Genomic DNA, 25,535 nt, shown 5'->3' with positions numbered 1-25,535 from the left:
CCCGAAACGGCGTTGGTGACGGAGTGCCGAACACGGAGAAGAGAGATGTTCAAGGGGATAAGGCACTGTATTTTTGTGGCCGCGGTATTGATTGCGGTGAGCTCGGCAGCGGCGTCCGCGCAGATGACGATTATCAACACGCCGACGACCGATACGCTTGAGAAAGGACGGTTCTATCTCGAGGCTAATGTCATTTTCAAGCCGAAGAAGTTCGAGAACGGCGGGTTTCAGACATACGGATACCGCACCGTTTACGGATTGGGCAGAAAGACCGATGTCGGCGTGTCGTTTTTTTACACACGCGACGGCAACGATACGCCGCTTGAGATGAATTTCAGCGTGAAACAGAACGTTTATAACAATGAAAAGCACGCCGTCGGTGCCAGCGTCGGGGCCGTCGTTTACGTCCCGCTGCGTCGTTCTCTAGCCGGATCGTCGCAGGTTTTCACCTATGCGAACGTGGGCAAGACCTTCAAGAAGATCGGCGGAGCCCGCGTCACCGCAGGCGCGTATCGTGTATTCAACGGCGGCGATGATTTCGGTTCGAAAGGCGGTGCGACGGTCGCGGTCGAACAGCCCATCTCGCGGCGTTTTACAGCCGTCGGCGAATGGGTCAGCGGCAATAATCGTTTCGGCTACGGCTCGGCCGGGCTTACATATCAGATCAATAGCCGCAGTTTTGTACAGGGAACTTACAATATCGGCAACGTCGGCCGCGGTAACAACTTTTTTGCGATATATTACGGTTATACGTACTAGGTTTTAGGAGATACAGGGATGCAGACAGCAGGAGCTTTGGACGAATTTAGGAACGAGCCTTTTACGGATTTTACGACGCCGGAGAACAAAGCGGCGTTCGAGGCGGCACTCGCGAAGGTTCGCGAAGGGCTCGGGCGCGAATACCCGATAATCATCGGCGGCGAAAAGATAAGCCTGCCGAGTAAATTCGAAAGCCGCTCGCCTTTTGACCATGCTACGGTCGTCGGCGTGTTTTCCGAGGGAGATACGGATACTTCGCTGGTGGAAAAGGCTATCGCAGCGGCGGCGAAGGCGTTTGTGACGTGGCGAAAGGTGCCTGCGGCGGAGCGCGCGGCATATCTTTTCAAAGCGGCCGATATAATGCGGCAGCGCAAGCACGAGCTTTCGGCTCTGATGGTCTTTGAAGTGTCGAAAACGTGGGCTGAGGCCGATGGTGATACCGCCGAAGCCATCGATTTCTGCGAATTCTACGGCAGAGAGATGCTCCGCTGGTCCGAAGAACAACCGCTCACGCGGATCCCAGGTGAAAACAACCATTTTCAGTACATTCCGCTCGGCGTTGGTGCCATCATCCCGCCGTGGAACTTCCCGCTCGCCATTATGGCCGGTATGACGATGGCCGCCGTTGTTGCAGGAAACACAGTTGTGCTCAAGCCTTCGTCGGATTCGCCCGCGATCGCAAGCGCGTTCATGGAAATTCTGGAGGAGATCGGGCTGCCTAGAGGCGTGGTGAACTTCATTTCCGGCAGCGCCGCGACCGGCGAGGCCATGGTGACGCATCCGAAGACGCGTTTTATTTCGTTCACTGGTTCTAAAGGCGTCGGCCTGCACATCAACGAAGAGGCTGCGAAAACGCGCGAAGGACAGATCTGGATCAAGCGCGTCGTCGCGGAGATGGGCGGCAAGGATGCGATCATCGTCGCGGATGACGCAGACGTGGAAAGCGCCGCCGTCGGCGCCGTACAGGCTGCTTTTGGCTTCCAAGGGCAGAAATGCTCTGCTTGTTCGCGGCTCATCGCCGATGAGAAGGTTTACGATGCTCTGCTCGACCGAGTCGTGGAATTGACCGGCAAGCTCAAGGTTGGTTCGCCTCTCGACGCTGATATGAACGTCGCTGCCGTTATCAATAAGCGATCATACGAAACTACGCTCAGTTACATTGAAAAAGGAATCGCTGAGGGCGGACGCCTGATGACCGGCGGCAAAGGCGATGACAGCACGGGCTGGTACATCGAGCCCACGATCATCGCGGACGTTAAGCCCGGCGATACCATCGAACAAGAAGAAATATTCGCTCCGGTTCTCGCCGTTACGAAGGCCCGCGATTTCGAACATGCTCTTGAGATAGCGAACGGGACGGAATTTGGCCTCACCGGTGCACTTTACAGCGGTTCGCAGGAACGCATCGAGCGGGCCAGGGAAGATTTCCACGTAGGCAATCTTTATTTCAACCGCAAATGCACAGGAGCGCTGGTAGGCGTGCATCCTTTTGGCGGTTTTAATATGAGCGGCACGGACTCAAAGGCAGGCGGACGAGAATATCTGCTTCAGTTCATGCAGGGCAAGCTGTCGTCGCAAAAGGTGTGATCGGTAAGCTGACGCGATTAAGATATGAAAAGAATAATGCCGCATTTTGCCTTTGCTGTCCTGATGGCCGGGTTGTTTTTCATGGGCGAAACCCTTGCTCAACGAAACGCCAAGCCCACGCCTCGCAAATCCATCGTTTTCGCCGTTTTGAATGACGGAAAGACGCTGGAGCCCATTGCTTACATTAGCCGCGGTAAGATGCAGGAACCCGTGAACGGCAGCGATGAATTGCGTATCATCACCGCATTCAACAGAACCTATTACAAGCCGGGGCAGAAGTATCGTTTGATCTTTGGCGGCAGCGAGGTCGGCAGCGTTTCTGTAACGAGTTCGGATCCGAAGGCCGAGTGTTCGTCGAATATGGCCACCATCACGACCACGTCCTCCACATTTACGCCTAAAGGCCTTGTTATGGGACTCGCGACGAATCTGCCGGGCAAGTTGGGCACGTCGTTCCGCAAGCGGCCCACCGCAACCGAAAGGGCCGAGGTCGAGGCACTCGTTTCGGCAGAGATCGCAAAGTATAAACTCTCCGGCAAGAATCTGAAATATCACAATTTGACCTCGATCGATGTCGATAATGACGGGGTGGCCGAAATGGTCGGCACATATTGGATCGAGATCGATCCCAAAACACGCGGACTATTCTTTTTCATCGCGGAGAAGGGCAAGAAGCCGAAATACTCACTCGTCGTGAAGGATTTCCGTACTATTGACGAGGCGAACGTCATGAGCGGCGACATCAAATCTGTTGATGAAGGCGTTTACCACGAACTGCTTCTCGACTCGATTGACGTGGACGGAGACGGCGTTCGCGAGGTATTCACCTACGTTCAGTCATTCGAAGGTGCTGGATTTACAGCCTACAGCCGAAAGCAGGGCAAATGGGCCAAGTCATATGAATGGTCTAATTATCACTGCGGATTCTAAGCATCCTCACGCTCGTTCAGAATGAAAATAGTGTTCATGGGTACGCCGGCGGCCGCCGTTGCCTCGTTGGAACGGCTGGTCGCAGATGGCCACGATGTTGTCGCCGTCTATACTCAGCCGGACAGGCCCGCCGGACGCGGTCAGCACTTGACAGTGTCTCCGATCAAAGAAGCCGCGATGCGGCATGGGCTTGAAGTTCGGCAGCCGGAACGCATCAAGACTGACGAGGAGATCGAGGCGTTTCGGTCTCTGATGGCCGATTGTGCTGTGGTCGTTGCATATGGCCGTATTTTGCCGCAGGCAATGCTGGAGGCTTTTCCGCGCGGAGCGATAAACCTTCACTTTTCATTACTGCCGAAATATCGCGGTGCCGCACCGGTCAATTGGGCGATCGCAAACGGTGAGACAGTGACCGGTGTGACCACGATGAAGATGGACGCCGGACTCGACACAGGCGATATTTTGCTTCAGGAGCCTTTAGAGATCTCTGACCGCGATACAGCGCCGCAACTACTGGAACGCTCGGCAGTCATAGGTGGAGAATTGCTCTCCAGGACACTGAATGAACTCGATGACATCGTACCGAGAAGGCAGAATGACGATGTTGCTTCGTATGCGCCGATCCTGCGAAAGGCGGACGGTTTGATAAACTGGAGCAGCGACGCATCGGAAATTGAACGCAAGATCCGCGGCTTCAAGCCTTTTCCGGGCAGTTTCACGATGTTTCGAGGGAAAAGGCTTGTAATACATGATGCTGAGGCTGAGCGCGGCGAAGCCGGCATCGATGAGCCGGGGACTATCATAGAAGCCGGCAGAAATGGTATTTCGGTTCGATGCGGCAATGGATCGGTGCTGAAGATCACGGAGCTTCAGGCGGAAGGAAAAAAGCGTCAATCAGCGTCCGAGTTTGCTAACGGTGCCCGTGTGACGGCGGAAGAAGTATTTGGATCGTAGAGTAAAGTGTTCAAGATCGTCTCATTCTATAAGTTCATGCCACTTGGTGATGCGTCGGAAATTGGCGTCCTCAAAGAACGGCTGCTGGCTGCCATGAGTGCTTCCGGAGTTCATGGCACCATCATCATTGCGGAAGAAGGCTACAACGCAATGCTTTCGGGTGTGCCGGAAGCTGTCGATAGCTTTATTGCTTCAGCTGAAGATATTTTGGGTCAGACTGTCGTTCCAAAAGTATCATTTGCCGATGAAGAACCTCTCGGCAAGGTCGAGGTGAAGATCAAACCTGAGATCGTCACTCTAAAGAGATACGTGGATATCCGGCTTGGAGAAGGAACTCACGTTTCTCCTGAAAGGTGGAATGAGATCATTTCCGGTGAAGACGTGTATTTGCTCGACACTCGAAACGACTACGAATTTAAGACGGGCACCTTTGAGGGTGCTGTTAATCCTCAGACCGAGAAGTTCAGCGATCTGCCTGAATTTGTGAAAGAGAACTTGGACCCCGAACAGCACAAGAAGGTCGCGATGTTTTGTACCGGCGGCATAAGGTGCGAGAAGTTTGCGCCGTATCTCATCGCTCAGGGTTTCCACGAGGTGTACCAGCTTGAGGGCGGTATTCTGAAATATTTAGAAGCCGTGCCTGCCGAAGAATCGCTGTGGCATGGCGAATGTTACGTTTTTGATAAGCGAGTTACCGTAACCGCCGATCTTTCGGTAGGCTCGCGGCGGGACCTTTCGGGACGACATCCCGAACCGCAGCACGCAGAGAGTGTTGACGAATGAAGATCTCACCTGCAAGGGTCGCCGCATTTGAAGCTCTGCGCGACTGCGAGTTCAAACAGATGTCGACGTCTGATCTGCTTGCCTCGACAGATGAACGACTAACAGCAAAGGATGCGGGTCTTTGCCGAGAGATCGTTTTAGGCGTGCTCAGGAAACAGATGTTCCTAGACGCGATCATCCGCTCTTTTGCCGGAAACCGCAGTATTGATCCTGAAGTCAATCTGTCCCTCCGCATAGGAGCTTTCCAGCAATTGTCATTGGATAGGGTTCCCGCCTATGCTGCCATCAGCGAGAGCGTTGAGCTTGTTCGACGCTATAAAAAGGGATCGGCTGCGACCTTTGTTAATGCCGTCCTAAGAAAGCTCCAAAGGGGCGTTCCGGAACTCGAATATTCTGACGATATAGAACGCTTAGCGATCGAAACGTCGCACCCTCGCCAACTGATCGAAAAATGGGTCGGAGACCACGGCTTTGAGGCGGCTTCCGCGATCGCGTTGGCAAATAATGAACGCCCAACAGTCGCGTTCAGGACATTGTGTGACATTCCAAATGATGAGTTGTCGGCATATTCCAGGTCGTCTTACGTAGAAAACTGTTATTTATCTGAGGGCTTTAATGAGCAGCTGTTGCAGTGGATGCGTGATGGCAATGTCTATGTTCAAGACGAAGGTTCACAGATCGTTGCATCGTTAGTCGATATACCTGAAAGGTCGACATTTCTTGATCTTTGTGCCGCACCCGGCGGAAAGACCGGTCTTGTCGCAACTCGGCAGAGTCATCCGGACCGCTTGATCGTCGCGGCTGACAGCAGTTGGCGTAGGCTTAATACTCTTCAGAATAACCTTGAGTATCAGAATGTGACGAGCGTGCGAATAGTCCAACTGGACGGCACCTCGTCTATGCCGTTTGACGCCGAGAGTTTTGACCGGATACTCGTGGATGCCCCATGTACGGGCACGGGCACGATAAGGCATAACCCCGAGATCAAGTATCGTGTGACCGGGGAGCGAATAGCAGCAGCAAAAGAGAAACAACTGAAACTGCTCCGGAATTCATCCAAACTGGTAAGAAAAGGCGGCAAGCTGACCTATTCTACGTGTTCGCTTGAACCGGAAGAGAACGAACAGGTTGCGGGTGAGTTTTTGGCGGAGAATAAGGAATTTGTTCAACTTCCTGCATCGGGAAATATGAAGGAACTGTCAGTCGGTTACGCTATGCGGACCTGGCCCCATCGTGACGGCATGGACGGATTTTTCGCCGCTATTTTTGTCCGGCTTTGATGTAGATGCCTCTTATCATTTTGAAACGCAGAATGTTACACTTTCTTTTTTGCGCCGGACTGTTGGAGCCGAAGTTATGAAACGCGGAATTGGTGCGATCGGGCGGCTTGCCGCAACCGTGATATTGCTAACGCTTTTTCTGTTCTCCATGGGAACGGTCGTTTATATGTCTTTGCAGGGCAAGGAGGTAAAAGTTCCTGAAATAACAGGGAAGGATCTTTCAGAAGGTGAAAGGGAGCTTGCATCCCTCGGCCTAAAAATAAAGAAACGTGCGGATCGATTTAGCGAGGAAACTCCTAATACTGTAATTGAGCAGCTGCCGAAGCCCGGCGAGACCGTGAAGACCGGTCAGTTGATCCTCGTAGTGACAAGTAAGGGGCCGGGAGAAGGGAACACGCCAACCACGCTTAAGAAGAATACTGAGGAAGACGATTCGGAAAAGATCGAGGAGATGATCTCGGACAAGCCGAAGAAGACGAAAGCGAATTCCAACACCAACCGCAAGAAGGCTGAGGCGACACGCGATGTGGCGGGCAATACCGCCGGAACATCCGACGGCGATAATAAGAACGACGGCGCAACGCCTGCTAACAAGAAGGAGCCGTCAACAACGACACCGCCAAACGAACGTCCGACGCCGAAGCCTGCCGGAAATACACGGCCTGCCGGACGTCCGTCGTCGGGCGAATCGGGCAATCGGCCTGCTCCGAGGCCTCGGTAATACAACCGGCAGCCCGAGTTTTGCACCAAACATAAAGCTTTGATGATCGAAATAGCCCCGTCAATACTTTCTGCGAATTTCGCAAAGCTCGGCGAACAGATCGACGCCGTCAAAACAGGCGGAGCCAATATTCTGCATTTTGACGTAATGGACGGCCGCTTCGTGCCGAACATCACCATCGGCCTTCCGGTTTTGGCGTCGATCCGAAAGGCAACGGATATGATCATTGACACTCATTTGATGATCGTAGAACCGGGAAAATATGCTGCCGAATTCGCAAAAGCCGGCGCGAACATGGTTTCGATACACGTGGAGGCTGACCCAAATATTCACCGCACGTTGACATCGATCCGGGATAACGGGGCAAAGGCTGGAGTAGTTATCAACCCGGCGACCTCATTGTCGACGCTGGACGAAGTGCTGCAGCATTGTGATTTTGTGCTGTTAATGTCCGTGAATCCCGGCTTTGGCGGACAAGCATTCATTCCTGAGGTACTTGAAAAAGTTCGTCGTCTCAAAGAAATGATCGTCCTAAGCGGACGCGAGGTGAAGATCGAGATCGACGGCGGAGTTGATGAAACGAATATCGGGCGGATAGCTGAGGCAGGCGCGGACATCGCGGTAGCCGGTTCTGCCGTATTCGGCAAGGAAGACCCCGGTGGTGCGGTCAGAACCTTGATCGAAAACGGTACAAAATGGGTTTGAGTTTTTTAGTTATGAAGCAATTAAAAGGTATTGCCTTTATCTCATTTTTACTTTTGTCATTGATGGCCTTGCCGTCCTACGCTCAGGTTTCGGGCGACGGAACGGTGGCACAGCGCCTTGATGTGATGCGGGACAAACTCGAACGCATGCGGCGTTCTCTCAACAGTGCCATATCGGTGATAAAGGAAGAAAATAAAAGCGACAGGTCCAAAAAAGATGACGACAAAAAGCTCAACACGCCGTTGGGCCGCCTCGTCGCATTGGAAAAGGACGTCAGCCGCCTGCAGTCTGACATAAACGGGCTCCGCAGTAAGATCGATCGCGGCGATAAATACGAACGCTCCGATCTCGACGGTTTTGAGCAGAGTGTTGCGGAATTGCAGAACCGCGTCGATACTGCACAGATCGAGACAGCAAGTGCCCGGGCAGGTTCAGATTCACCGGTTGGAAAGCCTCGAGAAAAGAAAAAGAAGAAAAAGTTTCTAGGAATTTTTGGCGGCGGCGGCACAGATGAGTATGAGGAACTGATCGGAAGCGTTTCGCCTGGCCGCGACAGGGAGCTTTTCATCGTTGCAACTCGTGAGATCCGAAAAAAGAATTATGACGTTGGCCGGCTGCTGTTCCAGACCATCATTACCACTTATCCGGATTCGGCATATTTGCCGATGGCGAAGCTTGCTGTCGGTGATTCGTTCTATTTGGAGGGTTCTACCAGCTCTTTGATACAAGCCATTGCTTCGTATCAGGATTGGCTCACATTTTTTCCGACGCATCCTCTGGCAGATCGTGTGGTGCTGAAGATCGCCGAGTCTGAAATGCGACAGATAGGATTACCTGATCGTGACGCAACTCGCGCGCGTCGAGCGGAAACACGCCTGAAAGCTCTGCTTCAAAATTATCCTAACAGCATTTTAAAGAGCGATGCTGAGCTAAGACTGAAAGAGGTCCAGGACAATCTGGGACTGCACAATCTCATTATTGCGAATTACTACTACAATCTTTCGATCGATCAAAAGAAGGGCGGTTTGAAGGGAGCTCAGTCGAGATATCGGGAAATACTCGATAAGTATCCTGATTTCTCCTACATGGAAGAGGTCCTTTATAAATTGGCCGTGACATACCTCGTCGAAGAAGAAACGGATGAGGCTGCCCGCTATTTCCAACGTATCGTGAGCGACTATCCCAACGGCGAGCATGTTCGCAGAGCGAGCGAACAGCTTGAGCTGATAGGTGCGACCGTGCCGGCACCAAATCCGGATCGTATGAAAGTTATGCCGCCGGAGCAGGTGTCGTTCTTTCAGAACTTCAGGAACCAGTTCTTTGGTATTTATCCGATGACCATAGACAAGAGCGGCGTGCTAATGTCGCGGTCATTTGACAGGGAGAAATTCGAACTCATCGATCAGATCATCGAGAACCAGGGCGACATACTTCAGAACCAGATCCCGCAGGCTCTCACGACGGTGATATCACAGAGGCCGCAGTCATCTCAACCCGAACAGCCGCAGCCATGAGAACAGGTTATCGAAGAAAAAAAAGGCCCGCCGAAAAGCGGGCTTTTTTTTAACCTTGGACCTCAGAATTGAGGGGTTGGTGCCGGTTCGGGTTGATCCCGCTTCTTGAGTTTCGGCGGACCATCCGACGAAGAGCTTGAACTGCTCCCGTCGTTATTCGCGTCCGGTGCGTCCGGCTGCCGTTTTTTCAGAGTTGGCCTAGTGTCTTCAGGATCATCAAAATCTATAGATACTCCCGCACGGGCGTTGGTGATCTTCATCAGATGATTTTTCACTCGTTGAAATTCGGATGTGCTTATCAAATATTCTTCCTTTTCAGGGAACCGTGTGACCAACTGATCACTTGCATCGCGGCGTTCAAGCGATTGCGGATGAGTAGTGAAAAGCCTTGCCAGCGTACCGGGCTTTTTCCTGTTCTGTGATGCCAGCTTTTCAAACATTGTCGACATTCCGCGTGGATCGTATCCCGCAGCGTAGAGATACTGGACGCCAAGTTTATCTGCCTCTTCCTCGGCCCCACGGCTGAATTTGAAAAACGCCAGTGCCTGCGTGATGCCTGCGGTGTTCTGCAGAACGGAGCCGGCCACGCCTCCGGTAAAAATAATGCCGGCGAGGAGCCCGTAGTTAATAAGGGCACCCTTGCCCTGATTTTCCATCGCATGGCGGGCGGCGACGTGAGCTATTTCGTGAGCCATCACACCTGCCAGCTCTGACTCGTTGTCAGCGGCAAGGATGAGGCCGCGATTTACGTAGAAAAAGCCACCGGGCAGAGCGAAAGCATTTACCTCGTCACTATCGATGACCTTTATGGTGAATGGTATCTTTGCATCCGAATGAAGCACGAGGTTCTGCCCTACGCGATTGACATATTCAGTAACGATCGGATCATCGACCATCTTCGCCTGCTGTTCAACTTCCATAGCCAGCTGCCTTCCGATCTGCATCTCTTTCTCTTGAGATCCGCCCAGCCAGCCAAAAAACTTGTCTTTGCCCTTATTTATATTACGTTTGCCGATCTGCGAAGGATCTTCTGACGGACTCAGACCGCGCGGAGCGGGCGTCGGCTTTGGAGATTCGCCTTTCTTATTATCTTTCTTAGGCTCCGCTTTTTGAGAAGACGAAGAACTCGTCGTCTGACCGTGAGCTGGCATGGAACCAAATAGTGCTGTGGCGACGATCAAGTTGTAAATGAGTACAAAAGAGATGAAACGTGAAATTCTGTTCACCATAAATAACTCCGTTCAGGCTAAAGACTAATATATCCGAAAAGTCGGTTATAGCAACGACAATTTGATGCCGCCGGATGAAAAATAGTTCGATTGTTTGGACTGACGTAGCGTAAAGTTTGGAATTCTCTCATTTCGTAACAATAAACGTGTTAAAATTCTGTCGTTGCGGTGGTCTGCCGCCGTCGAATTCCTGTCGATCTCAGCTAGATGTCGAAAAGTCGATCCAAAGTCAAAGACCTTATTGAAGCGAGGCCGTTCAGCAGTTCTTCCTCAGCAAACGGAAGTCCCCGAACGGTGGTTGAAAGCTATAAATTCACGTCTTTGACCTCAGATCTGATGTCCACCTGGCTGGGCAGGATCGCGGGCTTTGCGCCGGGCGGAAAGGCGGCGTTCGCGATCGCCGGAAAGCGAGGTGTCGGCAAGAGCCATTTCCTTTCTCTTTTTGCCGTTTTGTGCAGCGACGCATCGTCCAGAGCATTTCTGGATGATGAGCACATCCGTCGGAACTGCGAGGCATTCGGCGGAGCCGAATTCAAGGTAGTTCGTGTGTTTCGCGGATCTGAGAGTGATCTGCTAAAGGAACTGAGAAGCGCGGCGGAAAAGGAATTTAAAACGGATCTCAGTTCTTACACCGAAATTCCTGAGCTGCTTAGTGAATTGGTAAAAGCCGGAGGCGACAGGATCGTAGCTTTGATCATCGACTCGAATCCCGGGCGGGAAAAGAGGATCACGCGGGATGACGGCGGCGATCTTGCTGCAATTGCCGATAATGCAAAAGCACTGGGTATCTTTGTTGGGATCGCTCTTGATGACGACATTTCGGGGGCCGACGGTCCGAATGTCCAGGTTGCCGAGAAATTTGTCATCGACTACCTGGATCCGCAGCACCTTTATCAGATCGTAGATTCCTACGTCTTTCCGAAACTGGAAGGTTCCCGTTCTGAGATTGGCCGGGTTTATGCGGGCTTTAAGGACAGATTTCGTGCATTTCGGTGGAGCGAAGAGAGATTCGCTTCGCTCTATCCACTTCACCCAGAGAGCCTGGACATTGCGCCTTTCGTAAGGTTCTACGTCCCCGATTTTGCTCTTCTGGGCTTTGCCTCAAATGCAGGGGTCAAGATCTTGGGCCGGCCGGCGGAATCGCTGATCGGGCTGGACGAGATGTTTGACGCCGTAGAAGCGCGGCTTCGAGCCCACGAGGACCTTGTGCCTGCATTCGCAATGCTCGACCGGATAGACAAGGAAATTGTGGAGCAATTGCCGCTTGCTCAGCGTTATCCGGCCCGGCTTGCCTTGAAATATCTGATACTGCGTTCCTTGTCAGGTTCCCCTGCTACTTCTGACGAAATTGAAGCAGGAGTATTGATCGATAGTGGCGGAACTACCCTCGATCTTGAAAAGCTTCTCTCCAATATTTCCCGTACAGAGTCTGCACCGATAAAACAATTTTCAGATCCGTCCGGAAAGAGGGCATATTTGTTGGAAGGCCTTGAGGTAGAAAGGGAAGAGTTCGAGTCTCCTGCCCCGATGCCGTCTGCTGCTGTGATCGAGGATCAGCCAAGCGAGCACAGCGACAGTCCCCTTGTTGAACTTCTGCATCTGGCAGGCTGGCATTTTTCGGATCTCGACGGTAAGGATCTGTTTTCGGATGCCGGTGCCTTGTCGGTTCTGGAATGGCAAAACACACTTCGGCGGGGAAGGATAACATGTCACGAAAACAGAATCACCGCCTCCCCCGATGCCGAACGGCTCGACTGGCAGATCATTGTCTTACCGAAAGGTACTAAAGATCCGACAACATCAACGGAAAGTGTTCACGTTACCGGCTTCTGGCGTCTGCCCTCTCTTTCCCGCGAGGAGAGTAGTGACATCGAAGACTATATCAGGATCACTGCCGCCGGAATTTCGCGATCGGACAAGGTCGACGACGTTGAGATCCGAAAACTGAGGCTTTCCATCGAACGAATTCTTACACGCGTGTTGGTTGAGGACGCAGAATTCGAAATTGGCGGCAGGAGAATGTCATTCGCGGAAGAAGACCGCGAAAAGCATACGTTAGCGTATCTATTCTCACCACTTTTCGACGACGATTTCCGTCGACTATTCGTGCAGCATCCGTCCTTTGGCGGGCGGATCGGAACAAAAGAGTTTTCTACGCTTGTTTCAAAGTTCTTTATCGGAGCAGAGGCTGAATCACCTGAAATCCAGAAACTCGCAAAGGCTATTGCATTACCGCTGGGGCTGGCAGAAGAACACGGCGATCTGGTCAAGCCTTCTTCGCTTGAGCTTCTTTCCCGGTCGCCGTTGACGTCTCAGCTGATCAGTACAATTGAAGCATCCGATGACAGAACGTCCATTTCTGCCCTCGAGGACGTATTGTACCGGCAGCCAACGGGTCTGAGCCTTGAGGCAAGGCAGTTGATAATAACGGCCTTGGTCTCGGCGTTGGACCTGGAGTTCGTGACCGTTCGAGGCAGCCGTATCAATAGCCGGTCGCTGGACCTGCAGATCGTTTGGGATGATATTGTTGCAGTTGCCAGGCCGCTCCAGTCCAAACATGAACACGTCGAACTCGAAGAATGGTGCAGGCGCCTGACATCGTTGGACTATTCAGCAGAAGCTGGCACACCTGATATCGAGGACTTTCTGCGATCCTGGTTTGGAGAATGGGAACGGCGCGATCTATTGTCTCGCCTGGAATCTGTTCCTCCGGAAAGCCTCACACTGAACTTGTGGAAAAAGACCGAGCACGTGCGTCGTTCGCTTGGAAGGGCAGGCTCGATAGTTTCTGCGTGGATGCGAAGCGGCACATCGGCTGAAGAGTGTCTATCTCAGTTCATTGATTGTTTCAAAGGGTCTCTAGACGATTATTCCGAGCGGTGGCTTGAGGCTTCAGCGGTGGAAGCAGCTTTGGCGAGTTCGGAAAGCGCTAGATCCGAAAATTCCTATTTCACATTTTCATTTTTGACGGAGAACGGCTCCGTTGAAGATCTGCGGTCATCAGCGATCTGTTCCAAGACCGTCACAATGTTTGAGGAATCCGACCATCTTTCGACTGCCGAACTTTTCTCCGTTTTTAAAAACGCATATGCGGAAAACTATGTTCGTGCACACCAAATTGCAATGAACGGCCGAAAGGAATTGCGGGACGTTGTTTCGGATGCTGTCGGCAGAGATCGTTGGAGCATTTTCTTAGAGGCATCTGATCTGCCATGGTTTTCTGCTTCGGATAGATTGGTCCTGTCCGGCATAGAAAGGGAATTACGTCGGCACTGGTGCGATCTGATAAGTGAAGCAGAGTTGGCGGCAAAGCCTGTCTGCAATTGTGTCTTTAACCCAGATCTTACTCTCCCGATCTCCTCGTCAAATATTGAGACCTTCGTAGCACGAGCATCAGAGCGTTTCGTTTCCAATACGATAGATGAGCTCGGTGCGTTTACCGAGGATGAGCTTGTTGCCGCGGTAAGGGACAGCCTGATCTCCGAACTGTCACGAGGTGAAGCCATTGATATAGACGCACAAAGTATTGAGTTGCTTAAGGATATCGCTTCGGCAGCCTAGCGCTGCTATTTCGATTATCGTCTTTGGAAAAGCTATAATTGGCGATATGCGGTCGGTCTCGATCATAGGTGCCGGACGGGTCGGGTTGGCTCTTGCTCTCAGCCTTCCTCCGGACAATTATTGCGTGACGCATCTTGTTCACCGAGGACGTGAGATGCTGGACGATGTCGCCGGCCAGTTGCCGGGTAACGTCAAGATCGAACTCGCCGAGGAATTTACCGGCGGTGAGGCTGACATCCTTATTGTCGCTGTCCAAGACCCTTATATTGCTGCCGCAGCGGATTGGGCGGCCAACTCATTTGATTCGGTCAGGTACGCCTATCATACGAGCGGAGCATTGCAGAGCGGGCTGTTGTGCGCATTAGAGAATGTTGGGGCATCGCTGGGGTCGGTACACCCTTTGGTCTCGATCAGCGAGCCCGTGTCCGGAAAAGAACGATTTAACGGTGCTTATTTCTGCGTTGAAGGTGAACCGGACGCCGTTGAGATAGGAAGGGAATTGGTGGAGGCATTGGGAGGCCGCCCGTTCGCTATCGACACGAGATTTAAGACCCTTTACCACGCGGCAGCCGTAACCGCGTGCGGGCATTTGGTTGCGTTGCTTGACGCGTCATTTGAAATGCTTGAGACATGCGGTGTTGAGCGTGATGACGCTAAGCGGATACTAATGCCGTTGGTAACAAGCACGATCGCAAATTTATCGCGTCAGGATACCGCGAGTGCCATGACAGGGACCTTCGCCCGGGCCGACGTTGAGACATTTTCAAAACATGTTGCAGCGATCAATGAACTTTGCTCCGAGGAGATCATGGAGATCTATCTTCTTCTTGGCGAAAGAGCACTTGAACTTGCAGCAGAAAAGGGAGCGAATCCCGAAAGGATAGAGACCATGAGGTCGCGTGTCGCATTCGCGAGGGCGAAATTGCGGTAGGCCGATGACGGCTTTGAGCATCAATGGGACGAAAGGCTAAAGATTTCGAAGAAGAACAGATCCTTTTTGAGAACTACTTGCGTTCGGCGGGACTTCGCCGGACCGAGCAACGGGATCTGATACTTCGCACCTTCCTTGACGTGGGAGATCATATAACGAGTGAGGACCTTTACAGATTGGTCAGCGAGATAGATCCGACCGTTGGGTTGACGACCGTTTATAGAACGCTGAAACTTCTTACGGCGGCCGGCCTGGCCCAGGAGGTGCGGTTCGGCGATAACAAAACGTATTACGAGAAACTTCATTCGGACGAACATCACGATCACATGATCTGCACATCATGCGGTTTGGTGATCGAGTTTTTTTCTCCGGATATCGAAGCTCTTCAGGACGAGATGGCAGCAAGTTTTGGTTTTGAGGCAACACACCACAGCCTTCGGCTTTGGGGATACTGTGCCAAATGTAAAGCCTCCGCCGGCAAGCTCACCAATGCACCGCCCGGAGCTGAGCCGCGGGTAAGGGTAAAGAGCGGTAGAACTGTTGTGCGTTGATTCGGTTGATGTTTCTCGTGGAGGATGCCTGCAATGGGTGAGATAGACAAACGGACCGAACAGTTATCGGTAAGATCGGAAAAGTTTACCGCGAAAGAGATCGCCACCTATTCGGTCGCAAGCATAGTTGTAACGGCTTTGCTGCTTTTTTCAGGATTTCCGCTCGCATTCCTGTTCTTCCTCGCGTCAGCATCCTATTTGGTTTGGCGATTGATCGCGCCGGCCAAGACTTCGACGGCACGCAGTATTTTCGAGTTTTACCTTCTCGCTGATGAGATCATTTCAAATCCGAGGCGGCGGTGGTACGGATTCGAGGTGGAGGAAGTGATCGTTCGAGGTGAAGAAATTGTGCGTCGCTGCGACCCGCCGCCGCCCTTGGCTTTATATGCGTTGGGGTGCCTTTATAAGATCAGCGGCGATCATGAAAGGGCAGGTGTTTTTCTGAACATGCTCAGCGATGAGAGTTATGACGAGATCGCGATCAAGGATCCCTCTTCTGAACTGAGAGAATATGTTGCATTGCGCAGGCGTATTGAGCGTGCCCCCGAAGAAAGCCCAAAGGTCTCAAGAGCGATCCGCCGCCTGGAACGATCCCGCATGTTGCGGCTTGAGGGCGTGATGTCGGAACTGACAGCACACAGCAGGCAAGCAGAAGTTGGGAGCGGCCTTCCGCCGGGGGAGAGCCGCGGCCGCGACATTCTCAAAACGGTATTCAATGAACGCTTAGACACTTCTGGTGTGGATCGATTTCGTCCACCTATCTCAGAAGTTCTTCATTCGGTATATGACGTGCCCGGTGAGAAAGATAACTGATTCCGTCTAAAACGATCAGTGTTTTAGCCCAAAGAAATTCTTAATTGATGCCAGCACGCGGCCTCGGGGTTCAGACGCTACTGGTTGTACACTTTTTTCTTTAGATCTCAAGGCTTTCTTACGTTCCTCGATGTGATGGTAAACAGATTCGACCAGTGCCGGGTTTTCAGCCAGTATCGGCCGAAGTGCTTCCTTGCCCACCTTAAGGACCTCCGTTTCCTCGATCGCAAGAACTGTTGCCGTTCGGGGTTCCCCGGTCAATAGGCTCATCTCTCCGAAAAATTCGCCATCGCCGAGTTCATTTACATTTACCGTTTTGCCCCCTACAGGTATTTGCACGGAAACTCGCCCGCGCATAATAACGAACATCGACCCGCCCTCCTGGCCCTTTGCCACTATCGCCTCGCCCGGAGCGTAAACCCGAGACGATGAAAAGTGCGCGAGTCTGTTGATCTCGTCCTCAGATAGCGGCTTTAAAATATCGACGTTTCGGAGTATCTCCTCGTTGTCCAATACTATTTCGTCGCCGGTGGAAACGTGCTGCCGCCTCGCGATGTGAAGGGTTCTGGTCGGGAAAGCAAAATCAATACCTTCGCGCTGAAATACGTACCAAATTCGCTGGCGGATCAGAGCATCAGTATCGTTGTGCGGAATATAGTCATCCAGCCAGTATTTCACTTCCCAATCTATGCCGTTGTCGCCGAGGTTGCGGATGCGGACGTTCGGCACGCGTGCGGCCGAAACGTTTTCGACCTGCTGGACCGCCTCACGCACGGCCCGAATGGTCTTTGCAGGAGAATTAACATATAGCGTGTTAAAAAAAACGCTTCTGGCGTTCAAATTGTTACGAGCAGCAACCTCAATGGTTTCTCGTCCGAGAACGGCGTTGCTTATGACCAGGGTCTTTTCCTGAAACGTGCGTATCTTGACGCCTCGCCAAGAAACTCTCTCAACGATCCCCGGCTTGTTGGTTCCGACAATGATGACGTCGCCTACCTGAAATGGCTGATCTGCCTGCAGAGCCAGTCCTGCGAAGAGATTACCCAAGGTGTCCTGAAGAGCAAGGCCGACAACTATACCAATGATCGTAGAACCTGTGAAAAGGGGGGCGAGCTGGACATTTGGAAACTGAGACTGAAAGATTATGAAAAAAGCGACAATGTAGATAATGATCGATATGACCGATCGCAATATCGATGACAGCTCCCCGGACGTTGCGCCCCGGAAAACGGTTTTGGTCATCAAAAAGCCTGCAAGCCTTACAACACCGACAATTAAGGCCATCCAAGCAATGACCCGAAGTATGTGCAGCACGGCGATCGCGATAGAAAGCGACGTTTCTGCCATTTTGGCATTAACACCGGTGGCTGCGGCACTAATAGAGCCGTCCTCCGCTATCGTCAACTCCAAATACGAACTGAGCGAAGAGACCAACAGATCTTCTACTATCGGAAAAAGAACAAGCAAGAGTGCTGAAACGGCGATAAACCCGAGAAGGCGAAACAGTTTCCGTCGAGTGTCCGTTGAGGCCATAGAACGTCCTAGAACATATCAACAATCGTCTTTCCAATCAACAGCAACGAAAGCGCCGACACCACTACTCCGGTCCCAATTGCAAGAATGTTGTGCAGCGTTCGATTGCGGTGCTCTCCCATGATCTCTTTGTTATTTGCGAGGGTTATCATTGCGATGAGCAGAATCGGCAAAAGAAGGCCGTTAACGCATTGGGTGAAGATAAGAAGCTTGAACTGCGGGATGCCGGGCAATAGTGCGACGATCCCGCCCAACAGCAAGAGCGCGGTAAAGACGCCCAGGAAAATTGGGGCATCTCTAAACGACCGAGAAATACCCTTCTCAAAACCAAGGGCTTCGCTGAGGCTATAGGCAGTTGCTAAGGGAAGAACGCCCATAGCCAGCATCGCGGCTCCCAATATCCCGACCGCAAAAATTATTGTTGCGTAATCACCGAGGACCGGTGCCAAAGCCAACGCCGCCTGAGATGCGTCGTCAGGAATAATGCCGGCCGGGAAAAGTGTGGCCGCCGCCGAGATCATTATGAAGGCAGCGATCGTATTGGCAAAAAATACGCCGAATATCGCATCGATCCTCGCAGTTCTGAGGTCGTCCTTGTCCAGCCCCTTTTCAACTACGGAACTCTGAACATAAACCTGCATAAAAGGCGTGATCGTTGTTCCGATCAAAGCCACCACGGTGAACAAATAGCCCGTTTCCAGGCTGAAGGCGGGACTGACCGCTTGTTTTCCCACGTCGGCCCAATCCGGGCCGGCCATGAAGGCCGAAATGACGTAAAGGAAAAAGACCAAGGACATCAGAAGAAAAACGGTCTCGATCCTTCTTGCTGATCCCTTGACGACAAGCCACCAGACGAATAACGCGACCAGCGGAACTGTATAATATCGCGAAAGGCCAAATATCTCAGAGGCCTGTGCGATGCCAATAAATTGAGCAATGATGATCCCCGAATTTGCGATCAAGAGGGCGATCATAACAACCGTCGTCCAGCGTACCCCGAATTGTTCACGAATAAGGTCGGATAGGCCTTGTCCGGTCACGACTCCCATCCTGACGCACATTTCCTGAGCTACACAGAAAAAGAGCGTCATTGGCAGAAAGGTCCAAAGCAGCGTGTAGCCGTATTCAGCTCCCGCAATGGAATATGTCGCGATACCGCTGACCTCATTACCGGAGCTGGCGGCAACGATGCCCGGCCCGATCAATGCAAAATATGCGTAAAAGCGGTACCCGGCAAGCCTTCGTCCTAACGCCGACGGCGCCCTGCGTATAGCCTTTGCAATTCCCGGTTTTGGCAATATTGAACGCATTTGTCGGCCTGTTGCAAACATTCCCACACGGGAACAACCTAAACTTCGATATTGAACTGTAAGGATACACTTCGCCAGCCCTAAAAAGAAACCAACGGCCCGACGGACTTACTTAGATCGACCTGACTTGAGAAGAGTCGCACTAAATCAGAAAATAGCGGAATGAGAATATCTTCTATTCGTGCATTTTATGCGAGTCTTCTCGTTATTGCGGCACTTGCGGTGCCTAAAAGCGTCGTCCGTGCCCAGATCCCGGCCGGTCCGTTCATTCACGAGGCACCTTCAGCAAAGAATGCGATGGTCGCTTCGCAGCACGAGATCGCATCACAGATCGGCGTTGATGTTCTCAGGCGGGGCGGCAACGCAGTTGATGCTGCTATCGCCGTCGGCATCGCCCTTGCGGTGGTTTATCCTGAGGCAGGAAATATTGGCGGGGGCGGCTTCATGCTTATCCGTTTTCCGGATGGGCGTACGACGGCAATAGATTACCGTGAACGTGCACCAAAGGCCGCTACTGAGCGCATGTTCCTAAATGACAAAGGCGATCCGATCCGCGGCGAGGGCTCTTCAACGGTGGGATACCGTGCGTCGGGCGTTCCCGGTACTCTCGCGGGATTTGATATGGCGTTCAAAAAATATGGTTCAGGAAAGATCAAGTGGCGTGATCTGGTAAAGCCTTCTCGCGAAGTTGCGCAACGGGGTTTCAAGCTGTCAAAACGATTTGCCGACCTTTTTGTCGAATATAAAGAACGAATGAAGCCTTACGCTGACAGCGAGCGAGTCTTTCTTAATGGCGGCAGATATTTGAAAGAAGGCGAATTGCTGAGGCAGCCTGAGTTGGCTGCCACGCTTTCGAGGATCGAAAGGGCGGGCGCTTCAGAGTTTTATAGGGGACGGACCGCAAGAATGATCGCCTCAGATATGAAGGCAAATAACGGCCTGATAACGGAAGCTGATCTGCGGGATTACAGGCCTGTTGAAAGAACTCCGCTCGTCGGCGAATACCGCGGGCACAAGATAATTACGATGCCACCGCCCAGTTCGGGAGGCGTCGTGATGCTGCAGACCTTGAACATGCTGGAAGCCTTCGACATGGCATCGATGGACCCGGCCTCTCCTGAACGCTGGCACCTTGTGATCGAATCTATGAAACGAGCATTTGCCGACAGGGCGGAATACGCAGGTGATCCGGATCACGCGGATATACCGACGTCATGGCTAATTTCGAAGGATTATGCAGCGAAACGTCGGGCAACGATCGACACTGCGAAGGCGACGCCAAGTTCAGCGATCAAATACGGGAATCAAACACCAGACGGATCGATGGATACCACACACTATACGGTTGTCGATAAGGACGGCATCGTTGTCTCCAATACTTACACGATCAATGACCTTTTCGGTTCCGGCGTCACGATCAAGGGCACTGGAATCCTGATGAATGACGAAATGGATGATTTCACCACCGCTCCCGGAAGGCCAAATCTGTTTGAACTGATACAAGGCGAGCGAAATATCATCAAACCCGGCAAACGTCCGCTGTCATCGATGACCCCGACGATCGTCCTTACCAAAGACGGTAAGCCGTGGTTTGCGGTCGGTGCACGCGGAGGCCCGCGCATCATCACCGCTGTGACTCAAACGGTCATCAACATGATCGACCACAAGATGGATCTTCGGGAGGCTATGGATTTCCCGCGCGCTCATCATCAGTGGCTGCCGGATAGTGTCCGTTGGGAGCCCGTCGGGCTGCTGGATCGAACAAGAGCCGAATTGACGGCAAAAGGACACAATCTGATAGCAAATCCCGGTTATGTCGCGTCCGCGATCGGCATCATGATCCGAAATGACGGGCAGCGTGTCGGCGTAATAGACCGGCGTAGCGACGGAAAGGCGATAGGTTATTGACGGGCTTCTTCGTCGTTCAGCAGTTTGGTCTTTCCCTCGGACGTTTCAGAGGGGGAAAGTTCTTTCGTATCCAGCCACATGCCTGCGCGCGGTACAAAAGCGGCGGCCGCCGATACGTCCTTTGGCGGAAGTGCCCCGCGTTCCGGCATCGGAGCAAATTGTGTCTGCGAAGCTGTCGTCTGTTCAAACGCAGCGAGGGTCTGTGCTGTGGACTTCGAACTGGGAAAAAATACCAACGAGATAAGAAGGGACAGGATACTCCCGAAAAAGCCGGTGATCGCTACGATCGCTACAAGTTCATCAGGGGCATTCAAGATACCGAAAAATGCGGTCAGGAACATCGTAAAGATAATGAACCAAGAGATGGAAAAGACCACCCCGTTCCGCTTATTGAAAAACCTCGCGGTCTTCGTTCTTTCTATAATCGGAACGGCTCCGCCATTCTCAAGTACCATCCGAACGCCGGTCAACGGCAGCCCGCACCGAGAACAAAACTTGGTCTCTCGCGAGACCTGCTGCTGACCGCAATTTGGACAATGTAACCCCTGCATAGCGTAGGACACTAGATGAAACGAATTGTTACACGAAAAAGTTCACGCAGCAAAACGTAAATATCAGCCAAATATCGTCATAGGCAATCAAGGATGGCACGCGAACGAGTCAAAGCGTCCAAAAGTACATCGCGGATCGACCGCATCTCTATCGGGGAAGGAATGAGCCGATCGAGGTCGTCATTATGCTTGAATGCGGCGAATGTCGATCTTCGGAGCGATCTGACCTCGGAAAGGTATTCAAACGCTTGCTTATCGGTCGGGAAGGCCTCTGGAAGCGTCCATTCGAAAGGGTCGTCCCATAAACGCCGCGAGATGCCGCCGAGCGCCTGCTCCAGAACCGCGGCTGAACGGATCACCTTTGCCGTCGGTGAAATGGCTATGCCATCCTGCGTCACGCTAACAGGATCATTTCGATGGTTGGTCAATGCGGCCTCGATGCTTTGCTCGAGGCCGGCAAAGGCCTGTTCTAACTGCGACACCGTCAAGATTCGCACCGAAGGAATTTATAAAAACAATTCAGATAACGCTAGTTCTTGGGATATCGCCGGTCCTTTTCGTAGATCGCAAGGCCGTAGTTTCGACCGCGCCAATTCACACCGCTGCTGACACGTCCCTTTACGCCGATCTGGGCACCGCGACCAGGCACATTGCCTTCGGTCGCAATGACCCAAATAGTGCCGGTGCCGTCATCGATCTTGTATGCACCGCCGCCATATCGGGTCCCGGGAACACCGATACCGTAACTGTCAACCACTCGACCCGCTACGACCACATCCTTGTTGGCGTATTTTCCGGGGTTTGCGGATACCTCCGCGATACTTTTTCGGTCGGGGCAAGCGGCCAAGAAGACCACGGAACCGAGCAGCAAAAAGGCGAACAGCCATCTTTTCATAATCAGACACCTCAGATGAGAATATAGAGCCATTCTCAGGCGACTCCGACCGTTAGAAACTGTATCACGGGCAAGCGTTTGCCGCGATGTTGAGCCCGCGTCAAAAAAATGACCCGCAAAAAGCCGGTCAACCTAGAGTCAGGAATTAGATAAAGTGGTCTGGTAGCGCATACGGGAGTCGAACCCGTCTTTCAAGATTGAGAATCTTGCGTCCTAACCGATAGACGAATGCGCCGCAAGATGGTTATTATAGAACTTGCTCAATTACAATACAAGAAAAAGGATATGAATCACGATCTATTTGGTACCCGCAAAGAATTCGAGACGGGTCATGGTGAAAAAGGCATCTACTACTCGCTTCCTGCACTTGAGGAGGCGGGTTTTGAAGGGATTTCCAGACTTCCGGTCTCGATACGAATAGTGCTTGAATCTGTTCTCCGCAATTTTGACGGCGGCCGAAAAATTAGCGAAACAAACGTATCTGACCTGGCACGCTGGGCGCCGGGCGAAGATCGGACAGCGGAGATCCCTTTCGTCGTTGCGCGCGTGATACTCCAGGATTTTACGGGAGTTCCATTGTTGGTGGACCTTGCAGCAATGCGATCTGCTGTAAAGAGAATGGGCAAGGATCCGGGCTTGATCGAGCCTCTGGTGCCGGTAGATCTGGTGATAGATCATTCTGTTCAGGTTGATTATTTCGGTAACGAATTTTCTTACCAAATGAACATCGAAAAGGAATTCGAGCGCAATGAGCAGAGATATCGCTTTCTAAAGTGGGGTACACAGGCGTTCAGCGGATTTCGGGTGATACCGCCGGGCATCGGCATCGTTCATCAGGTAAATCTTGAATATCTTGCAAGAGGCGTTTTCAGCAAGGGTGGTGTCTACTATCCTGATACGCTCGTCGGTACCGATTCGCACACGACAATGATCAACGGTATCGGTATAGTCGGATGGGGCGTAGGCGGCATTGAAGCGGAGGCGGCAATGTTGGGGCAGCCCGTGTATTTCCTCACGCCGGATGTTGTCGGCGTAAACATTTCGGGATCCCTTCCTGAGGGGTCAACGGCGACCGATGTGGTGCTTCGTGTTACCGAATTGCTGCGAAAGCACAATGTCGTCGGGAAATTTGTAGAATTTTTCGGCGAGGGTGCGGCAGCACTCAATGCGACCGACAGGGCAACCATTGCAAACATGGCACCCGAATACGGCGCCACGATGGGATTCTTCGGTGTCGATGAAAAGACGCTGGATTATTATCGGAATACCGGCCGTGATGAACGCGATATCGCGACTGTGAAAAACTATTTTAAAGCACAAGGTCTATTCGGAATACCTGCATCAGGAGACGTAGATTATTCTAGCGTAGTTGAACTCGATCTCGGTTCTATAGTTCCTTCGGTTGCAGGTCCAAAACGTCCTCAAGACCGCATCGAACTGACCGGAGTCAAGGAAAAATTCTTGGATCTGTTGGTTACGCCGATCGCCGAAGGTGGCTTCGGGAAAGAAAGCGGTGAGGCCCCCACGCGTTATTCGATAACCGGGCGCGATTCGGACGAGGCCGGTTTGAATGACCTGTCGGATGTTTCCAGCCTGGGACACGGTGACGTGGTCATAGCCGCCATTACTTCCTGTACGAACACCTCCAATCCTAGTGTAATGATGGCCGCCGGCCTCGTTGCCAAGAAGGCGGTAGAGCGGGGAATGAAGGTTCCCGGCTACGTCAAAACCTCTTTGGCTCCCGGATCACGCGTTGTGACTGAATATCTCGAAAAGGCCGGTCTTCAGCAATATTTGAACGATGTTGGCTTCGACCTTGTGGGCTATGGCTGTACAACATGTATCGGCAACTCGGGCCCTCTCGATCCGCGCATAGAAAAGACGATCACTTCGAACGATATGGTTGTCGCATCGGTTTTGTCGGGTAACCGGAATTTCGAAGCACGCGTTCATCAGAATGTAAGAGCCAATTTTCTAATGTCGCCGCCCCTTGTTGTCGCATTCGCCCTTGCCGGCAGGATCGTTGTGGACCCCGTTGGCGACCCGATCGGTATAGATGGAGACGGTAACGAGGTGTTCCTTGCGGATATTTGGCCAACCATGGACGAGGTTGCGTCGCACCTGTCAAAGGCATACGACGCAGAGACCTACCGAAAGTTGTATTCGGAGTTCGCTGAGCAAAATCCGCTTTGGAACAATATCAGCTCCAGCGTCGGCCAGATCTATGAATGGGACCCTGATTCGACGTACATTCAGGAGCCGCCGTTTTTCTCAAGCAATTTCGGCGAGACCGGCTTTAAGGATATTTCTGGTGCAAGGGCGTTGGCTATCTTTGGTGATTCCGTCACGACCGACCACATTTCTCCTGCCGGTGCGATCAAGCCTGATTCTCCTGCCGGCAGCTATTTGCAGTCACTCGGGGTCGATCCGGCAGATTTTAATTCTTACGGTTCGCGGCGGGGAAATGACCGCGTTATGCTGCGCGGCACCTTTGCGAATGTCCGAATAAAGAACCTCATGGCAGCCCCGACCGAAGGCGGTTTCACACGCCATCAACCCGACGGCACCGAAACAACTATTTACGATGCTGCGATGAAGTACAGGGAAGAGAACATCCCATTGGTCATCTTTGCCGGTAAGGAGTACGGGACCGGCAGTTCGCGTGATTGGGCGGCAAAAGGAACTGCCTTAATGGGCGTAAGAGCTGTTGTAGCTGAGAGTTTTGAACGCATTCATCGCTCTAATCTCGTTGGAATGGGCGTTCTGCCGCTCCAGTTCAAGAATGGTGAGTCTGCTTCCACGCTTGGACTTGACGGAACAGAGTTTTTTGACATCACGGGACTCGAAGAAGATGTTGCACCGCAGCAAGATATTACTCTGCGTGTCAGGCGCCTGGACGGAACGAGCTTTGAATTGCCCGTACAACTGAGAATTGACACTCCGATCGAACTCGAATATTACAACAGCGGCGGTATTTTGCCGTATGTTCTTGGGCAGATCATCGGTGAAAATTAGTTTGT

21 protein-coding genes and 1 tRNA gene are annotated in these 25,535 nt (G+C 52.2%); 15 read left to right on the top strand and 7 right to left on the bottom strand.

The window, feature by feature from the left end; all coding sequences use genetic code 11:
• The first annotated feature begins 123 nt into the window (after window positions 1-123).
• The 9 genes from IPM50_01625 to bamD all read left to right on the top strand — a co-directional run bounded on the left by IPM50_01625 (window position 124) and on the right by bamD (window position 9,233).
• Entirely contained in the window at window positions 124-759 is a 636-nt protein-coding gene (locus IPM50_01625) for a hypothetical protein (protein QQS33305.1), read from the top strand.
• Between the two features lie 18 nt (window positions 760-777).
• Window positions 778-2,346, top strand: a complete 1,569-nt coding sequence (gene pruA, locus IPM50_01620; protein ID QQS33304.1) for an L-glutamate gamma-semialdehyde dehydrogenase — start codon at window positions 778-780, stop codon at window positions 2,344-2,346.
• A 24-nt stretch (window positions 2,347-2,370) separates the two neighbouring features.
• Complete coding sequence (locus IPM50_01615; GenBank protein QQS33303.1) at window positions 2,371-3,276, top strand: hypothetical protein; 906 nt, start codon at window positions 2,371-2,373, stop codon at window positions 3,274-3,276.
• 21 nt (window positions 3,277-3,297) lie between these two features.
• Window positions 3,298-4,230, top strand: a complete 933-nt coding sequence (locus tag IPM50_01610) for a methionyl-tRNA formyltransferase (protein QQS33302.1) — start codon at window positions 3,298-3,300, stop codon at window positions 4,228-4,230.
• Between the two features lie 6 nt (window positions 4,231-4,236).
• Complete coding sequence (locus IPM50_01605) at window positions 4,237-5,013, top strand: hypothetical protein (protein ID QQS33301.1); 777 nt, start codon at window positions 4,237-4,239, stop codon at window positions 5,011-5,013.
• Entirely contained in the window at window positions 5,010-6,293 is a 1,284-nt protein-coding gene (locus tag IPM50_01600) for a methyltransferase (protein QQS33300.1), read from the top strand. The genes IPM50_01605 and IPM50_01600 overlap by 4 nt, the downstream gene beginning before the upstream one ends.
• Before the next feature lie 76 nt (window positions 6,294-6,369).
• Window positions 6,370-7,014: a PASTA domain-containing protein gene (locus IPM50_01595; protein QQS33299.1), complete on the top strand. Its 645-nt coding sequence runs from the start codon at window positions 6,370-6,372 to the stop codon at window positions 7,012-7,014.
• A 42-nt stretch (window positions 7,015-7,056) separates the two neighbouring features.
• The gene (gene rpe / locus IPM50_01590) at window positions 7,057-7,719 is read left to right on the top strand and encodes a ribulose-phosphate 3-epimerase (protein QQS33298.1); all 663 of its coding nucleotides are present in this window, start codon (window positions 7,057-7,059) and stop codon (window positions 7,717-7,719) included.
• A gap of 11 nt (window positions 7,720-7,730) precedes the next feature.
• Window positions 7,731-9,233 (top strand): outer membrane protein assembly factor BamD, encoded by a 1,503-nt coding sequence (bamD, locus tag IPM50_01585; GenBank protein QQS33297.1) that lies wholly within the window; start codon window positions 7,731-7,733, stop codon window positions 9,231-9,233.
• Window positions 9,234-9,295: 62 nt separating this feature from the next.
• Here bamD and IPM50_01580 read toward each other — a convergent pair whose 3' ends face one another.
• Entirely contained in the window at window positions 9,296-10,462 is a 1,167-nt protein-coding gene (locus IPM50_01580; GenBank protein QQS33296.1) for a M48 family metalloprotease, read from the bottom strand.
• Window positions 10,463-10,756: 294 nt separating this feature from the next.
• On the opposite strand from IPM50_01580, the gene IPM50_01575 reads away from it, so the two are divergent.
• The 4 genes from IPM50_01575 to IPM50_01560 are packed head-to-tail and all read left to right on the top strand — an operon-like array spanning window position 10,757 to window position 16,318.
• Window positions 10,757-14,023 carry a hypothetical protein gene (locus IPM50_01575; protein ID QQS33295.1) on the top strand — a complete coding sequence of 1,089 codons (3,267 nt, stop codon included), beginning with the start codon at window positions 10,757-10,759 and terminating at the stop codon, window positions 14,021-14,023.
• A gap of 46 nt (window positions 14,024-14,069) precedes the next feature.
• Entirely contained in the window at window positions 14,070-14,954 is an 885-nt protein-coding gene (locus IPM50_01570) for a DUF2520 domain-containing protein (GenBank protein QQS33294.1), read from the top strand.
• 23 nt (window positions 14,955-14,977) lie between these two features.
• Window positions 14,978-15,505, top strand: coding sequence for a transcriptional repressor (locus IPM50_01565; GenBank protein ID QQS33293.1), 528 nt, complete (start codon window positions 14,978-14,980; stop codon window positions 15,503-15,505).
• 33 nt (window positions 15,506-15,538) lie between these two features.
• Window positions 15,539-16,318, top strand: coding sequence for a hypothetical protein (locus IPM50_01560; protein ID QQS33292.1), 780 nt, complete (start codon window positions 15,539-15,541; stop codon window positions 16,316-16,318).
• Between the two features lie 15 nt (window positions 16,319-16,333).
• Here IPM50_01560 and IPM50_01555 read toward each other — a convergent pair whose 3' ends face one another.
• A complete protein-coding gene (locus IPM50_01555) occupies window positions 16,334-17,851 on the bottom strand; it encodes a mechanosensitive ion channel family protein (GenBank protein QQS33291.1) in 1,518 nt (505 codons plus the stop codon).
• A gap of 8 nt (window positions 17,852-17,859) precedes the next feature.
• Window positions 17,860-19,161, bottom strand: a complete 1,302-nt coding sequence (locus tag IPM50_01550) for a divalent metal cation transporter (GenBank protein ID QQS33290.1) — start codon at window positions 19,159-19,161, stop codon at window positions 17,860-17,862.
• A gap of 162 nt (window positions 19,162-19,323) precedes the next feature.
• Between IPM50_01550 and ggt the strand changes: the two genes are divergently transcribed.
• Window positions 19,324-21,069: a gamma-glutamyltransferase gene (gene ggt, locus IPM50_01545; GenBank protein QQS33289.1), complete on the top strand. Its 1,746-nt coding sequence runs from the start codon at window positions 19,324-19,326 to the stop codon at window positions 21,067-21,069.
• Here the strand turns inward: ggt and IPM50_01540 are convergent.
• The 4 genes from IPM50_01540 to IPM50_01525 all read right to left on the bottom strand — a co-directional run bounded on the left by IPM50_01540 (window position 21,063) and on the right by IPM50_01525 (window position 22,750).
• On the bottom strand, window positions 21,063-21,620 hold the full coding sequence (locus IPM50_01540) for a hypothetical protein (protein QQS33288.1): 558 nt from the start codon (window positions 21,618-21,620) through the stop codon (window positions 21,063-21,065). The genes ggt and IPM50_01540 overlap by 7 nt on opposite strands.
• A 77-nt stretch (window positions 21,621-21,697) precedes the next feature.
• Window positions 21,698-22,102: a hypothetical protein gene (locus tag IPM50_01535; GenBank protein ID QQS33287.1), complete on the bottom strand. Its 405-nt coding sequence runs from the start codon at window positions 22,100-22,102 to the stop codon at window positions 21,698-21,700.
• Window positions 22,103-22,149: 47 nt separating this feature from the next.
• Window positions 22,150-22,515: a hypothetical protein gene (locus tag IPM50_01530; GenBank protein QQS33286.1), complete on the bottom strand. Its 366-nt coding sequence runs from the start codon at window positions 22,513-22,515 to the stop codon at window positions 22,150-22,152.
• A 160-nt stretch (window positions 22,516-22,675) separates the two neighbouring features.
• A tRNA-Glu gene (locus IPM50_01525) sits at window positions 22,676-22,750 on the bottom strand.
• Window positions 22,751-22,800: 50 nt separating this feature from the next.
• Between IPM50_01525 and acnA the strand changes: the two genes are divergently transcribed.
• Window positions 22,801-25,530: an aconitate hydratase AcnA gene (gene acnA / locus IPM50_01520; protein QQS33285.1), complete on the top strand. Its 2,730-nt coding sequence runs from the start codon at window positions 22,801-22,803 to the stop codon at window positions 25,528-25,530.
• Window positions 25,531-25,535 lie beyond the last annotated feature (5 nt).

It is taken from the genome of Acidobacteriota bacterium (assembly GCA_016700075.1).
In the GTDB taxonomy this organism is placed as follows: domain Bacteria; phylum Acidobacteriota; class Blastocatellia; order Pyrinomonadales; family Pyrinomonadaceae; genus OLB17.
The sequence above is the reverse complement of the archived record's forward strand: the minus strand, read 5'-3'. Positions and strand labels throughout refer to the sequence as shown.